The organism is Clostridium carboxidivorans P7, assembly GCF_001038625.1.
GTDB lineage: Bacteria > Bacillota > Clostridia > Clostridiales > Clostridiaceae > Clostridium_AM > Clostridium_AM carboxidivorans.
Map to the genome: position 1 here is coordinate 3,661,023 of NZ_CP011803.1, position 16,275 is coordinate 3,677,297.

General features: G+C 26.7%; 19 protein-coding genes and 1 other RNA gene. 1 reads left to right on the forward strand and 19 read right to left on the reverse strand.

Annotation, left to right across the window (positions count from 1 at the left end):
• Window positions 1-817: 817 nt before the first annotated feature.
• The 7 genes from Ccar_RS16085 to Ccar_RS26135 form a co-directional block, all read right to left on the reverse strand.
• Window positions 818-2,002, reverse strand: a complete 1,185-nt coding sequence (locus Ccar_RS16085; protein ID WP_007064106.1) for a pyridoxal phosphate-dependent aminotransferase — start codon at window positions 2,000-2,002, stop codon at window positions 818-820.
• Between the two features lie 302 nt (window positions 2,003-2,304).
• Window positions 2,305-2,499, reverse strand: a non-coding RNA gene (ssrS, locus tag Ccar_RS26440) — 6S RNA.
• A 289-nt stretch (window positions 2,500-2,788) separates the two neighbouring features.
• Complete coding sequence (locus tag Ccar_RS16090; protein WP_007064107.1) at window positions 2,789-3,019, reverse strand: hypothetical protein; 231 nt, start codon at window positions 3,017-3,019, stop codon at window positions 2,789-2,791.
• 11 nt (window positions 3,020-3,030) lie between these two features.
• Window positions 3,031-3,171, reverse strand: a complete 141-nt coding sequence (locus Ccar_RS26810; RefSeq protein ID WP_007064108.1) for a hypothetical protein — start codon at window positions 3,169-3,171, stop codon at window positions 3,031-3,033.
• Window positions 3,172-3,191: 20 nt separating this feature from the next.
• Entirely contained in the window at window positions 3,192-3,680 is a 489-nt protein-coding gene (locus Ccar_RS16095) for a hypothetical protein (RefSeq protein ID WP_007064109.1), read from the reverse strand.
• Window positions 3,681-3,756: 76 nt separating this feature from the next.
• Window positions 3,757-4,188: a hypothetical protein gene (locus Ccar_RS26130; protein WP_007064110.1), complete on the reverse strand. Its 432-nt coding sequence runs from the start codon at window positions 4,186-4,188 to the stop codon at window positions 3,757-3,759.
• A 48-nt stretch (window positions 4,189-4,236) separates the two neighbouring features.
• Window positions 4,237-4,821: a zinc ribbon domain-containing protein gene (locus tag Ccar_RS26135; protein ID WP_053075340.1), complete on the reverse strand. Its 585-nt coding sequence runs from the start codon at window positions 4,819-4,821 to the stop codon at window positions 4,237-4,239.
• A 642-nt stretch (window positions 4,822-5,463) separates the two neighbouring features.
• On the opposite strand from Ccar_RS26135, the gene Ccar_RS26815 reads away from it, so the two are divergent.
• A complete protein-coding gene (locus tag Ccar_RS26815) occupies window positions 5,464-5,601 on the forward strand; it encodes a hypothetical protein (protein WP_007064112.1) in 138 nt (45 codons plus the stop codon).
• 246 nt (window positions 5,602-5,847) lie between these two features.
• Here Ccar_RS26815 and Ccar_RS16110 read toward each other — a convergent pair whose 3' ends face one another.
• The 12 genes from Ccar_RS16110 to Ccar_RS16160 form a co-directional block, all read right to left on the reverse strand.
• Window positions 5,848-6,891, reverse strand: coding sequence for a zinc ribbon domain-containing protein (locus tag Ccar_RS16110; RefSeq protein WP_007064113.1), 1,044 nt, complete (start codon window positions 6,889-6,891; stop codon window positions 5,848-5,850).
• 584 nt (window positions 6,892-7,475) lie between these two features.
• Window positions 7,476-8,663 (reverse strand): Ig-like domain-containing protein, encoded by a 1,188-nt coding sequence (locus tag Ccar_RS16115; RefSeq protein WP_242655132.1) that lies wholly within the window; start codon window positions 8,661-8,663, stop codon window positions 7,476-7,478.
• 44 nt (window positions 8,664-8,707) lie between these two features.
• Window positions 8,708-9,055, reverse strand: a complete 348-nt coding sequence (locus Ccar_RS16120) for a hypothetical protein (protein ID WP_050787062.1) — start codon at window positions 9,053-9,055, stop codon at window positions 8,708-8,710.
• Between the two features lie 66 nt (window positions 9,056-9,121).
• Window positions 9,122-9,457: a hypothetical protein gene (locus tag Ccar_RS16125; protein ID WP_007063657.1), complete on the reverse strand. Its 336-nt coding sequence runs from the start codon at window positions 9,455-9,457 to the stop codon at window positions 9,122-9,124.
• 107 nt (window positions 9,458-9,564) lie between these two features.
• Window positions 9,565-9,819, reverse strand: a complete 255-nt coding sequence (locus Ccar_RS16130) for a hypothetical protein (RefSeq protein ID WP_007063656.1) — start codon at window positions 9,817-9,819, stop codon at window positions 9,565-9,567.
• 100 nt (window positions 9,820-9,919) lie between these two features.
• On the reverse strand, window positions 9,920-10,252 hold the full coding sequence (locus Ccar_RS16135) for a hypothetical protein (RefSeq protein ID WP_007063655.1): 333 nt from the start codon (window positions 10,250-10,252) through the stop codon (window positions 9,920-9,922).
• 1,103 nt (window positions 10,253-11,355) lie between these two features.
• Window positions 11,356-12,729 carry a phage portal protein gene (locus Ccar_RS16140; RefSeq protein ID WP_048030162.1) on the reverse strand — a complete coding sequence of 458 codons (1,374 nt, stop codon included), beginning with the start codon at window positions 12,727-12,729 and terminating at the stop codon, window positions 11,356-11,358.
• 53 nt (window positions 12,730-12,782) lie between these two features.
• On the reverse strand, window positions 12,783-13,046 hold the full coding sequence (locus tag Ccar_RS16145) for a hypothetical protein (RefSeq protein WP_007063652.1): 264 nt from the start codon (window positions 13,044-13,046) through the stop codon (window positions 12,783-12,785).
• Window positions 13,047-13,056: 10 nt separating this feature from the next.
• On the reverse strand, window positions 13,057-13,929 hold the full coding sequence (locus Ccar_RS16150; RefSeq protein WP_007063651.1) for a hypothetical protein: 873 nt from the start codon (window positions 13,927-13,929) through the stop codon (window positions 13,057-13,059).
• A gap of 13 nt (window positions 13,930-13,942) precedes the next feature.
• Complete coding sequence (locus tag Ccar_RS26820; RefSeq protein ID WP_007063650.1) at window positions 13,943-14,116, reverse strand: hypothetical protein; 174 nt, start codon at window positions 14,114-14,116, stop codon at window positions 13,943-13,945.
• A gap of 190 nt (window positions 14,117-14,306) precedes the next feature.
• The gene (locus Ccar_RS16155) at window positions 14,307-15,878 is read right to left on the reverse strand and encodes a phage terminase large subunit family protein (RefSeq protein ID WP_007063648.1); all 1,572 of its coding nucleotides are present in this window, start codon (window positions 15,876-15,878) and stop codon (window positions 14,307-14,309) included.
• Window positions 15,878-16,273, reverse strand: coding sequence for a hypothetical protein (locus tag Ccar_RS16160; RefSeq protein WP_007063647.1), 396 nt, complete (start codon window positions 16,271-16,273; stop codon window positions 15,878-15,880). Before Ccar_RS16160 ends, Ccar_RS16155 begins: the two co-directional genes overlap by 1 nt.
• Between the last annotated feature and the right edge of the window lie 2 nt (window positions 16,274-16,275).

The following is a 16,275-nucleotide window of genomic DNA, read 5'->3' on the forward strand; positions in this document are numbered from 1 at the left end:
GCCTGATAACGAACAACTGAACTTCATAAATCCATTAATTGAAAAAAGAATCACTGTTGTAAAGCATTGTAAACTACCTTAATATAAATATATTAAAATATTCTGAAATCAATGTCAAGCTAGGCTTGTTAAAGTTTTTAACAATCTTTTTACAAAAAAAATGTATTTACTCTAAATAAAGCAAGTGCATTTCAACCTATTCTTAAATTATACTCAATCTTTCGTGGAAACTTTTTTTATAAAAAATTAAATTTAATAATATAAAGTAAAAAAATATCGTTATATTTTTATCATTGTTAATGATATTTATACTTATTTTTGGTATATTATACATCAATTTTATGGAATTATTCTAATCTTATCGATAAAATATAATATATAATATACTTACTAATATAAAATATGTTAAAAAAAACTAACAAACTATAATTTCATTATAACTGTAAACATGTTTCTTTTTGTAATAAATTTAAATACACGTTATTTAACAAAGATTTTTTTATATAAGTTATTTTTAGAAATTTTATTCTAATTTTGTAGTAAAATAGTTTTAAAATTAGTTAAAAATAAAACACTTTAGTTTTATTCAAATATGGTATATGTGTATCCCTTTAGTGAATACTGTACTGTTTCAAGCACTTTTTCAAGAGAAAATATTCTTGAATTTAAAAATATTATTGCTGCTGCCTTAGTTTACTTAGGCACCTGAATGGTTAATAAAGAATATGAAAAACATCAAAAAAACTATCACACATTTATGCACTTTAAATTTTACATAACGTGTGATAGTTCTTTATATTTAAAATATCATCTTTTATTAATATAAATCTCTTAATTTCTGGAAGGCACCAAAAGACCTTTTTATCATCTCTGGATCAACACAATAAGATATTCTAACATATCCTGAACATCCAAAATCATCTGATGGTACAATGAGAAGATTAAATTTTTTGGCATTTTCAGAAAAACTTACAGCATTTTCTTCTAGTGATTTTACAAACAAATAAAATGCACCATCTGGTCTGACACATTGATAACCCATTTTAGTAAGTTCATTATATAGTAATTTTCTATTTACATCATATAGTGCTATATCTGATGTTTTTCCCTGACACTTCATAATTACTTTCTGGAAGAAACTTGGTGCACAAACATATCCAAGAGCACGTCCAGCACCACATACTGCTGTATATATATCCTTACCATTTTCCACACAATCAGGAACCAGAATATATCCTATTCGATCTCCTGGAAGTGAAAGTGATTTACTGTATGAGTAACATACAATTGTATTCTCATAATAATCTGGAACGTATAGTATCTTTACGTCATCATAAACTATTTCTCTGTATGGCTCATCGGATATGAGATACAAAGGTTTTTGATATTCTTTAGATTTCTTTTTCAATAAATCTGCTAAATCTTTCAATGTTTTTTCTGAATAAACAACACCAGATGGATTATTAGGAGAATTTATTATTATTCCTTTAGTGTTAGAAGTAATAGCTTTTTCCAGTAAATCCATCTTAATTTGAAAATTCTCTGTATCTGCTGGCACTACTACAATCTTTGCACCTGCACTTTTTATAAAAACTTGATACTCTGGAAAATGTGGTGCAATAATTACAATTTCATCTTCCGGACTTTCAGTAAGAGCCTTAAGTATGATACTTAAAGAAGCTGCTGCACCACATGTCATATAAAAATTATCTGCTTTAAGCTGACAATTATATGTACTATTCATATAATCAGCAATACCTTTTCTCACTTCAAAATCTCCCTGTGCAGAAGTATACCCATGGATTTCTTCTGATTTTTGTGTTTCCAACAATTCTAACATTGCTTCTTTTACACACCCTGGTGCTGGAACAGTTGGATTTCCAATACTAAAATCAAATACATTTTCTTTTCCAACAATTGCAGCCTGCTGCTTTCCATACTCAAATAAATCTCTGATTGCAGAGCGTTTTGCTCCTAACTCATACATTTCTTTTGATAGCATTACATTTCCACTCCTTTTAATATCATGATAAATTATAATAAGCAAATATTATGCCAACACCAACACTTATTAATTTGTACCTTAAATAGCAAAAAATCAGTAAAAAACCTTCTAAATGGGTTAATAGGTATTAATGGGTTATTACCTATTAACCCTTTTATGCTTTAGTTTTCTATAAAATTATTAATTGCTGGTATGGTATCTTTGTCTATTGTTTGAGTATTAGTGGCAAGCATAATAGTAAAGTGGATATGAATAATTTAAATAAAAAAAGAGAGACAAAATCTCTCTTTGCTTTTAAATTAAAATCCAAAATACCGTTACCCTAATTTTGACACCTATCTCTCCGATAGGTGGGTGCCCTCACAGATGTTTCTATCAATCCCAAAGCCGTCAAAAGGTCTCACAAGGAAGTACATATCTGCATCTAAATTTTGAACTCCCATTTTAGTAATGTAGGTTCAAAATATAGAGTCTGTCGAATATTCCAGAAATTATACAAGTTCATGGTGCAGAAGACGGGACTTGAACCCGTACGATTACTCACACGCCCCTCAAACGTGCGCGTCAAAACTACACCTTAAAACGTTGTAAATTAATGCTTTAAATACGTCTAAAACATCATTTTACAATACATCCGTCCATTATTCCCATGAATGTATTTTATCACAATAAGTTTAACATTTCAATTAAAATTTAAAACATAAATGTAATAAAAAATCTCTACATTAATGTATTCAAAAATAGACATAAAATTAACTTATACTTTATAAATCATTATATAATTTATAAATTTCCTCCGAAGTGTTCATTATATCTATCTCTTGCATGTACATATTCTATCTTATTTTCATCATAAACAATAAAATCATTTCCTTGTCCACAAGCTACAATACTAGTATTAAATTCTATTTTCAAAACTTTACATATAACTTCTGGTATATATAATTTACAAAAACTATATTTATCACTATAAAAATATCCTACTGTTTCAAAATTTCTTCTAACTAAATGCATATTCTTATCAATTAAAGATTTAAATATTCAATTTCTGAAGCAGAATAATGTGCAGGAAAAAATATCTCTGGCTTTTTTCCTTCTCTAAATAATTCCTCTATTTTTCCATCAATATCTGCTGTTCCAATTTTAAATTTTTCATAGTTCACCATATTAGCACCTCTTTTAAAGTTTAGTCCCACATCATTCTATAATATTCAACCGTTTTGTTGTTAAGTAAATTAACTTTTTCTATCATTTCATCTCTAATTTGTAGATATTTAATAGTTTCATCTTTATGGCATTTAAATTCATCTGATAAAGGGCTTTGAATTGAGATTATTTTATTTATAGCAATTTCAGTCTCAGCAATTCTCTTTTCTAAATCTTCTACTTGCCAATCATGCAATTCATCTTTTTCAATATTCTTTAAGCATGCATCATATTCCCTATCAAAGCAAGAAATTAAGTTGTTTAACATTGATTTATCTCTAATTTTTCTATAAAATTCATTAAAATCATTTCTACTATCATTTTTTTTAGGATTTGAAACAAAGTATTTATATATGTACCTTTGAAAATAAGGTTTATACTCTTTATTCCTATATATATTCTTAACACCTATCATGTCTTTTTCATTACTCAAAACATTTTTTGCATTTTCGTATATATGGTCAAGCAATAAAATCACCTCCTACTTTTATATAAGTTTTTCTATAAACTAACAATTACAAAACCTTAATTTCCTCATTATAAAATTATTTTTTACCTGCTTCCCATTGATTTCCGCATTTTAAACAAGTTATTAATACCTTTCTACTACCTATGAAACCTCCTAACAATCCAACTCCACCAAATAATCCCCCTCCGATGGCCGCTTTACCTAAACTAAATCCTTTGTTATTTGCAGTTATTTGTTTAGAACCACACTTTGGGCAACTTATAGAGTTATTACTAGCACCTGTTTGCCTTGGAGAATCTATTATATGTGTTTCTCCTTTAACAATTTCTATATTTTTATTTAAATTAATAAAATCAGATACTTGTCTACAATGCGAACATCTCATTGGTGGGTTAAGTCTAAAACCGCCTTTTGAACGAATACAATAATATTTTTGAAAAGAATTTCGTTTTCCACATTTTTCACATGTGGCATAAATTACATAATCATCCTCTTTTAAATAGTCCATTTATATTCACCTTCTATGTACAATAATTGAATATGAAACATAAGTTAACTACCACCTATATCCACATTTATTGCATTCAAAACTCTTCGTTAATTTCCCTATTGAAAAAATGCCGAACAAGGCAACCGAACCTGCTTTACTTAAACCACCAATCTTTTTTACATTAGTTGATCTACAAGTAGGACATTTAATCGTATTATCTTCAACATTTTCAGTATCTTTTATACTTTGAGTCTCCTTAATATTTTCAGCATCTTCAATATTACTGTTTTCTAAAGAATCTATATAATCATTTTGTTTATCAAGTTTAATACTAATTACTGCACCTACACTCTCTAATTTATCCTTATAATCTTTTGCTTCTTCCAATTTTAAATCATCTAATATTAAATACGGAGTATATTTTGTCATTGAAATAGCAACATCCATACTAATACCTAATAAATCTACTAATTTATTATTTACATCTAATGATGTTTCACCAGGTTCCTCTAAAAGAAGATAATATTTATCATCTGAGTGTTCTTCCTTTTGTTCATCATTTTTCTTCATTGGTTCACCACAATTAGGACACATTGCTGCGTTTGGTGAAATCATTTTTCCACACATAGGACATTCTATTAAGTTCCCCATATTAACCATCCCCCATTAAGTCTATATATTATATAATATGCTTTTCTATTTTTCTATTCATTTCTATTCTATACAAAAATTATACAGACATCAACAAATTCTCCAAAATGGGGTATTCAAAAAATATCTCTTACCGATTTAATTCTTATGACATGAGTGTTAAAAAAAATTTCCATAGTATTTTCAATTGATTACAATACATAAAAATCTACTTAAATCGGTTTTTGATTTTTTTGATTTATAATATATATAACGTTAAAAGCAAGCACAAAATGTAATTTATCATGATAAAAATACACACAAAATGTGATACAAAAAGTACTAATATCTAAAAATCTAGTACCTAATGTACTAATTTATTTAAATTTAGTACAAGTAGTGCTATACACCCATTAATCCTTGCACTAAGAGTACTACTATATCCACATAATGTCACAATATTATATTTTTTCATAGTTATATTAATTTATATAAACTTTGTTTTATATGGTTTTACTTGAAAGAATATTTTTAAGAAGTTGATAAACCAAGGCTTGTAAGATATTTTAATTTAACTAAATAAAATCGAGAAAAAAGTGTACGTAGAGAATGATCTTTTTCGGTATTATACTCTATTCAAAGAATTTTAAGGAGATGAATGTTATGGATAACTCTATTGTTGCTATTACCGCAATTGCTTGCGTTAGTCTTGTTAGTATTGTTGCACTAAAAAACAATTATGATTTGAAAATAATTATTATTTTCAAAAGTTTAAAATGTAAATTTTTCACTAAAAAATAACAAAATTTAAAACAATAAATTTAATCATGAAGCAAGTTATTTTTCGATTTGCTTCATGATTAAATACCTATTTAATTATCAACACTTCTAAATCTATAAAGCATAAATCTAATACAAAAACTCCTACATATATATAATTTTATCTTATTTTTATTAGTTATGTTGAAATTTATATTAACCTAAACATCTTGTGAGTAAACTAATAACAAGTATTTTTTATGCTTAATCTTTCAGATCAAAACATATTTATTTTACTAATTTATAAACTCTATTTTGTCCATTAAGTCTACCTGTTTCTTCATATAATTTTCCTGTCGTTTTATCAATAAAAAAAAGAATAGCCCTACCACCTTTAGGAACAAAAAAGTAACAACTATGCCCAATTACATCATCTGAACCTTCAACTATTGTTTCTTTAGTTGCTACATTTTCTACAACATCCCAATCACTATTACCACTATAATCTTTTACCATCTGAATAGCCTGCTGTTTTGTCATACTATTGTCTGTTAAATTAGCTTTAGTATCAGTTGTAGAAGATTTTAACTGACTAGCATTTACATTACTTGTATCAATATCATTCCTGTCTATTGATTTTATATTAGGCTTTATTACAGCTAATTTATCATATATCTTATCAAATTCACTTGTTTTATTATTTACATCCTGATTATATGTAAACAATGAGCCTTTAGGAGAAACTGCTTGATTATATATTTGAGTATAATATCCATACAACTCAACTAAAGCATTATAAGCTTCTTTATAATCATCAGGTGGATTTTTCAGTTGTGACATTTCTGATTCTATATTATTTTTAGCATCTTCTCTTGATTTTAAGTTTCCACTGTCTTTCCACTTTTTATTTAACATAGATAATTCTGTATCAAAATCTTTATAATGTGAATCAATTGCTGAATTCCACGTTTCAGAAACTACAGCACACATTAAACTTGTAGTTTTCTCTTCAATTAAAATATCTTTAGTTGTTTTTGTAAAGGTATTAGTATAATTTTGACAATATTGTTCATATTTTTGAGCTTGGACTTTTTTATTGTACAAATAAGCACCGCCTACTCCTAATGAAAACAATACAATTAATAGAAGTATAGATAGTATTATTGTTAAACTCTTTGATTTATTATTAGATTTTTCATGAATCATATTATTATAGGTTTGGATTTCTCTTTCATTATTGTATGGAACTATACTATTACTAATTTTTGTACCACAATTAGCACAGAATACACCATCATCTGGATTCTCAGCTCCGCACTTAGAACAATACACTCCATCACCTCCGAACTTTATATGTATATATTTTATTATACTAAAGTTACAGGTTAAGGTAAATAAATGTAGTGTAATTGCCAGGGCAACCGCATGAATATTTTTCAAAGACTTGATATATTAATAAGTGATTACTTAAATGATAACTCAAATAGAAAAAAGAAGGTACAAAATTAATTGTACCCTTGAAATGGGATAATGGGGGATTTAAATAGCTTTAAACTCTATATCAAAAGTAAATTATTTATCATTTATCTTTTATTAAATAATAAATATTTTCTTTTGATATTTATTATTATATATCTTTTTTGCTTTATTGCAAGCATTATCTTTCGACAATTAAAATATATTCAACTTTATTATTGAAATATTCATAATATTTTGATTGATTTTAAACAAATCTCATGTTATAATAAATACAAGAGTAAGACAAGCTTACATCTAATAAAAATAGAGAGGGTGAATTGTATAATAATAACATTTACTTAACCGCCAAATTAGTGTCATTTAGCTAGTTTGGTGGTTTTAATTTTGTCTTATACTTTAAAATATACCTTTTAGCAAAATATTATTTGTTATTAAAATTACAATAAACTTTTTAATCTTATTTTTAAACTACTATTAAAATCATGATTATCTTTCCAATAAGTATTTAATATTATATAGTAAGGTGTTGTACCACCATCTTTTATACATTTAATATCAATACTATTATTTGTTGTATTAACAACATTAAAAGCATTAGTAGGAGTATTAGTTGTTTTATCTACAACAAAATCAAATAAAGCTCCCTGAATTTCTGTTCCATTATCAAACAATTTAGCTGTATATGTACAAGTTGTTCCACTTGTTATTTTACTTAATCCTGTTGTAGTCGAAGCTGTCAAATTAATAGTATAATTGTGTGCAACTGTAGCTATTACATTTATAATTATACTATCAGTAGCACTAGGATTATCCTTTGCTGTAGCAGTAATTGTTACACTACCTGTACCTACAAAATTAATTAATCCGTCAGAATTAATTTGTGCAATATTCATATCTGAAGAAGTATATATCATTTCTGGTAAAGGTGTAATCGTAGTAGTTTCTTTATTTATTGTTTTAGAATATTGTAGATTAAGTTGAATTGATTTATTTATATAAGCTTCAATGCTATCACCGTTTAATATTTCTAATTTATATATAGCTATTTTAGTTTTATAATTTGCAATTAAATTTACCTTATCGTCATCCTCTCCCATAAGGTCTCGTTTTGCATATGCAATAATAAGACTGTCCTTACTAAAATAATCGAAACCAGTAAATTTCCAAACTGTTTGTGGATCTGTTAAAAATCTTTTATCCAGATCTAACATTAAACTATTCTTATTTTTCGGAAATGTTACTAACACTTGCCCATCTACCAATGACATATATTGATTTGTTTGAATGTCCAAAATTTTTGTATCTATTATAGAAGGTATTTCCACTACTTCACCATCAATTACAAATTTCAATATTGTCGTAATTTTTCTAATTATACTCTTGTCATAATTCTTATAATATAAAACTGGTTTTTCTATTGTCAGCCATTGACAACCCAATCCTTCAATTACACTACCTTGATTTATAATATCTTTAGGCGTAATTATATACTTATTATCAATACTATTAGTTCTATCATCAATTTCTTTAAAAATAGCTTTGATTTTCTTATTGCTATCAATGTCCACAGGTTGTCCATATCTATTAAAATAATCATCAAACATTCTTTCCATAGAATCCAACATATCCAATAATATCACCTCTTTCATAATCGCCACATATGGCGAAACTATCTTCTATTTCTAGTAAATAATAAACTTACATTACTATATTGATCCTCTGGAATAGGTATTGCTGCAATTCTTTGTTTAATATTTTGTCTTTGTTGGTCTAAAAATTTATAAGCTTCAGAAACACTCATAATATCAGCATTATCAAGTTTTCTCATTATATCTACATCATTTGAAAGAGCTTCTAACACATCTAATACAGTTAATAGTAAATTCCTTTGCATTGTAGATTTATCATATTCTAATGTTTCATCTAGTGTATTTTCTGATAAAAAAGTTGTATACTCTGTATCAGTAAAATATTGTCTATTACTTAATTCTAGCTTTAATCGGTCTAATACTTTCACTTTTAACACATCCTTTCCTATTTTAGGGCATAAAAAAAGAAGTCGGTTTTAACGACCTCTTATAAATTATATTGATACATTTGGTAAATTGCCTTTCTTTTTTTGTCTATCTATCCAGTCTTTGAATGAATTAGCATCCATAATTTCACCATGATTTAATCCAAATCTTTCAGCTTCTTTTATACTTGATACATATGACATATTTTTTTCACATCTATTATGAAAAATTTCTTTATCTTCATTATCAAGTTCAATCCAATAAATTTTACTAAATTTCAAATCAAATTCTACTTGAAATCCTTTTGAATATTTAAATTCAATATTAAAATCTTTTGAAAACTCTTTTATTTCATTCTCATCAAATGAAGTAATAACATATCCATCTATTCTTTTACTTTCCAATTCAAATCCCCCCCAAATTGAATATTATTCATACTGTCTAAATGTTTCTATCTTAAAATCATATTTGTATACCCTAAAATTATAATCACTTATGTAGCTCTCCAATATTAAGCTTTTGAAATTATATATATTTTTTTATTTCTGCTTGGTTGAACATAGGTATTTGGTTCTTTATGACCACTAATATAACCATTAAAAGCATTTTCAACTTTAAATTTTATATCACTCATTTCATAAAAACGTTCTGTATCCAATGAAATTACTGTAACATCATTGAATGCCAATAATCTAATAATTTGTTTAGTAGTATAAATTTCACCAATCTTTAATTCATGTAAAATGTCACTTTCAAATTCACTCATAAATACATCCCCTTACCCATTTTTTCTATATCATACCATAAACGAACAACTATATTAATAATTTTGTAGAAATATTTCTAATTTTACAAATCATTAAAAACTATTTACACATATAAAATTCTACTTGTCCTTTATCGAAATGTATTTGCCAAAATTCTGGTGCTATTTCTAATTTGATATGATTTATTTGAAAATCCTCTAACACTAGATCCCTTATTCCACATCCTTGTCCATCTTCATATTGACTATGTTTAATAATTATATAATCATTGGAATGATTTATATATAACCGAAACCATGAAGTAGCATTATACACTCTTAGATATTCATAATTATCAACATCTATTTCAAAAACTTTCTTATTATTATCATTAAAATCAAATTCAATAACTCCATCTGAAGTTTTAATTTGACTATATTTTACTGTTCCCATAATTGAAAACCTCCTTTAATTTGCTTAAAAATAGTTATATAGTTGACTGAAATTCCACAACCTCTTGATTTAATATCTAGTGGTCACTTAAAAAAGCCACAAAAAAGAGGACGAATTACGTCCCCCTTAGTGGTGTCGGTTCCGTTTTAAACGGTATCGATATTTAATTTTTATGTAATGTCCTTGTAGGAATTTACTTATATTTGTCCACATCTCCCAAATTAGTGAAAATAGAATAATTGCATCACCCTTTATGGGCATCCCTTTTAAAAGGGAACACCTAAAATTTTATGTGGGTAAAAAATTAGTTAGTTGGTCGGCACTCTATAAAAAAGGGGTTAAATTAATTATTTTTCAAGCTATGGAACTGCCTTCGTCAACCAAATATGTCCCCAAAAATAAAAAATAGTATCTGCAAAATGAAGATACTAAAAATATTTATACATTTTTTATAGAAATTCCAATTGATAATGATATTCTCTTGAAAAATTATATGCGTTAAATAAAAATTTCTTATACTTCGCATAACGTTGTAGCGAACTGATATAATATAGTTATATCAATACTTGTACTATTTTAAAAAACATTGTTAATAAAATGCATGTAATTTATATCAATTATACATAATATTTATACGCAAATTACTGTATATTAGTGCATATATACATATTGTAGCTTATTGTTCCATCTGTATAAACATGCGTATTTTTATGTATATCATTGTATAAATGTATAATCAAGTTACTGTTATGTAATCAATTAATTCTTATAATTACTTATTGTTACAATAGCATACGTCATTAGTATATGTCATTTTTTAATTTAAAATTTCATTTTTATTTTTTTTATTTTATTTTATTTTATTTTTTAAACTTTTTAATTTTTAAAAATCATTTTTTTGTTTTTTGCTGTAACACAGTGTATATTTTTTAACTGTAACATATGTTACCAATTCATTTTTATTTAACCTTTATTTCTATGTTGCAATTTATTACATTATAGTTTTATATTTATATACTAATAATACCTTATAATATCAACATTATCAACACATGAATAATCGGTCATATATAACCATTTAACTCACTTAAATCTATTATCAATTATCCAACTTTTTCTTCATTATTATCTACATTCATGCTATCATCTTGTACATATTTATTACTGTTATCACTACTATTATTAATCTTATCATCCTCCTTATTTATTCTATCCAGTTCCCCAGTAACATCATTAGTTAGATAACTCTTTTCAATTATAGTTTGTAATGATATTGCCCCCATATCAAACTGAGTTTTAATATTATTTAATTGTTCTTCATTGTTTATAGGTCTACTATAATTAAATTCACAATCAATAAATTCATCCTCAGAAAATACAATACCTTGTAATGCCAATAGTTTCCTTATAATTTCCCATCTAGTTTCAAAACCTTCATGTAGCCATTGTTCATTTATCATAGCTTTAACTGAAGCCAATGAATATAACATACTCAATGATACTTCCGAAACATTAGCGACATTACTATTGCCTAAAGCTACTGAAGGAATTGCTGCTATTGTTTCTAATTTCTTATGCAATGTATCTAATAATAATTTAATTGTACTATAATCCATTGTAGCATTAACAAATTTGAATTCCCCTACATCTAAGTTAATCATATACCCTACTGCATCACTTGGAATAGTAGCATCTACTCGTTGTCCTCCTAATGTCACTGCTATAGGATTCAAACTTAATGTATACACACTATCTGTCATTTTACTTAATATGTCCTCCAATTGGTCAAGTATTGGTTTTATATCTTCAAGTTCACTTAATCCACAATTATCATCATAGTCATTAAAATTATGGTAATGTATTGGTAAACCACTTAAATTGCTATATTCATTTATTAATTGCAAATCTCCACTTTCATTACTATAACATTCAACATGATCTGAAAAATATACATTATAATAACTTACCTTATTACTATCCATAGTATAATATTCAATAAATCCTATATATTCACCAGTATCCTCTGAAAAAATCGGGTAACTATCTTCTGAATTTATAAGTTTACTTTTGATAGTCTTATTATCAATATAAACATATTCAAATATATCTCCAAACCTGTTAACTTTCCTTAATATATTAAAATCTATTTTAGAATATTTTCCTTTACGATATATATTATTAAAGGTAGCAACAATATTGTCACTTCCAGTTATACTTACCTTCTTGCCTAAGAGGTATGTGTCATGGAAATTCAAAATTGTTTTTGCTTCCTGCAATATAAGTTTTGTAGTATTAAATACTTCACCTTTCCATTTGCTATTTTCTCTTTGTAATATTTTATGTATTCCTTTAAGATACTCCCTATTTCCTAATATTTTACTAATTCTATTAAAGTTATACGGCTGCTGTACTTCCTGTACAAACCAATCTTCTACATTATTATATTTATCCTTTATATATTGTTCTAGCGTCTGCATATTTACACATCCTTTCAAAAAATAATAAAAGGCATAGCCATAATAACTACACCTTAATACATTCCCGTCCATCTATATTGAACATTACTATCTATAATTGTCATATTTTCAATTTGCATTTCATTAATAATAAAAACCCTATCTGCATCTATTTCAATCACATCAGAATTATCAATCCTTATATGTAAAGCTTTGTCAAAAGTTTCAATAGTAAGCTGTAATAATGAATGACTAAAATTTATAACAGTATTCTGTACTGTAGTAGTCTGTTTTCCATTGCTAGTTATTATTTTAGAATATATAGCACTACCCATCATGTCACACCCCCTATAAATAATTTACAATGTAAGAATTATTTTTTAAGAACTCTATCTCTATATTGTTTTGTTTCAAATTAATATTATAGTCTGTTCCTGGAATGGATTTTGTGTAATATCCATTAATATCAACCTGCATAGATATAGAACCTGTTTTAACATTATCATTTATTGAATTCATAACTAATAAATAAGCAAATCTAATTTTTTTATTAACTAACAATAATTCATCCCATGCCAATGAAGGTATAGAATTAAATATATCAACATCTATACCATTAACTTTTACATCATCAATAGTAGCATTTATAGCAATAAATTTATTATTCATATTATCCCATGTAAACCAACTACTCCCGTTATCTAAGATAACTTTTACATTGTTAGCAACTAATATAAGCTTATCAATATTTTGAATACCTTCTAGTGAAATAAAATCATTTGCTATTATAAGCTCATCCACTGGAATTGCATTTAAATTCACCTTATCATCTGAATATGTTATATCTATTACATTTTTGTATTTACTCTTATCTATTGAATATGTATATTCACTTCCTTGCCCCATAGCTCTATTAAAATTAGAATTTATACTGAAATTAGTTTTTAATTTCATATCTCCATCGAACACAACATTATTACTATGTACAAAGTTGCTACTTTCATCATTTGCAAAATCAGCTAATAATTTAATAACATCATCTTGAGAACCAGTTATCTTGTATACATCAAAAATATTTTTAAAATTATTATTATCTGTATTATCTATGTTTGTTACATGATTAGCTTCCACATTTAATTTTACAATTTGCTTTACTTCATTTGTTGCATTACCATTGTTTCCACTATTGGAGGTATTTTTGCGATATATATTTATACCCAATCATAACCACCCCTTATTGTACTAATTTTTCTAATAGATCAATCCTGTTATTTATGATATCTTTTAATTCTTCAAAGCTATTTATATTTTTAGGAATTGCAAGATTATATAAATCCCCATTAACTTTTACTTTATTAATATTTATATTGGTTGTTCTTTCTATCATTTTTTCGTTTCCTTCTTTCATTATTTACCTTCTTAGTTTCAACCTGTTCACTAACTGTATGTTTCTTGTGATTGGATTCAGTTATTTTTTCCTTACTTATCTTCATAAAATCTTGTAACATGAATTCAAATTTTTCTTCTTTTGATAAAATTTTTCTTTCCTCTTTATAATTTTTATTTCTATACATATCCTTAAACCAATCCTTTCATTTTTAAAAAGTATAATAAAATCCATTTTTTAACCCTGCTAGTGCCAAAGCCGTACTCATAACACTATCATCGTGATTGCTTCCACTTGCCCCCATTTTCCCATTATCATCAATTGCAAATACTTTCATTTCATTTAGCAACCTTATACTATTAATTTTTATTTGTCCTTTTTCAAACATCTCAATAAAATCATTGATAATAATACCTTTTGTTTTGCTATTAGTGTCGAACCCTAACCTCCACTGCATTTTATTGAATTCATCATAGGATTTATATTTAGTCATGTTCATGTATTTCAAATTGTATCTAAGTCTTTCTATGATCGAATGCCCCCCACTAGCTGTTTCCACTGTACAAATGCCCTTACAGTAATATCTACCTATAGCATCAATAATATCTGCCATTTCATATGGTTTTAATTTATTGTTATAAAACTCAGAAACCTGTTCACCATCCTTATTAAATACCTCTATAACTGTAAAATCCTGTCCTACTCCCTCCGAACTATCGATACCGATATAATAACGCTCCTCAACTTTGGGAATTTGCCACATAAAAAAAGACCTACCATAATGATTTTTTAATATCAATGGTAAATCTGTTATATTTTCTTTAGGTATATGTTTAATTTTATTTGTTTTAATAGCTCTTTCTACTTCATCAATTTTTTTATTATTAAATACGTTAGAACCTGTAGAAATGAAGGCTTCAAGATCGGTAGCAGGATATTCGGAGTGAAAAGCATCTAAGCCACTACTAGCCACTTTTAACCTTCTCCACATAAGCTGTTCTATAGTAGCACCTAGTTTTACAAGTTCCTTTTCTTCATCGTCTAATTCATTAATAGTAAGTAATTTATTGTTTTTAGATTTATATATTTCTACAGCCTTTTCATAGTCCTTCTTGAATAATGTACTTCCATTAATCCAATTAAAGAAAAATGATTTATAACTATTTTCATTGTTTTTAGCTTGGAAATATAAATCGTGAAAATAATTTAGTCCACATGCAGTAGATTCTATAATTAATTTCCCCTCTGGTGCTAAAGCTTGGGTTATACTATTTAGTTGTTTTTCAGACATTTTCCAGAAGGCAAATTCGCTGATATGACAGATTCCAGAAATAGTTTCTCCTCTAGCAACGTCCTTATTACCAGCACATACACAAGTTATTTTTGAACCATTAGCCATTTTAATTTCTTGCCTATTGTTAGCAATTTCTTTGGGCTTTAACCAACTAGGTAAACTATTGAATTGTTGCTTCAGCTTGTCAAATATCGCATTACAACTTTTTTGGTCATGAGATACCAATAGACAACATGAGTTAGGGTAAACTATACACTGTCTTATACTTAAAGCTACAGTACAAACACTCAAACCTAGCTGTCTAGATTTCAATACAATATTAAATTTCTCTAAACCCTCTACAAATTGTTTTTGTTCTTCTGTTAAAATAAATGGTACTGTTTTAGTATCTTTATTTACTATTTTCACAAAAGCTCCTATCCAATCTACTTCGTGACCATCCTGCCATAGATATTTTAATTTTTTTGCGTTATGTTTACTTATAGCCATTATTTATCACCTTCTAGTCCCGGAATATTAATTCCCTCTAAATAATTGTTTATTTCATCCTGACCGCTTTCAAAAAAGTCTGATTTAAAAAACGATTCAATCCACTTAGCTGCATTCACATCGCCTTTATTTAAAGCTTTATTATACATACTTTCATAGATATTTAACATCTTTATATTTCTTAAAACCTTTAAATATTGTTTAATAGCTTCTTGTACATCTTCATCATAAAGCCACTCTTGCATGGCTGTTTCATAGCCAACTTGAGTTACATTTTTAATTTCCTTATTGTAACTATCTTTAGATTTATCACTGTCGATGTACCATCTAACAAAGTAACTTTTCTTATTACTATTAGTTTTTATATTTTTCTTAATGTCTGCTATTCTACTCATAT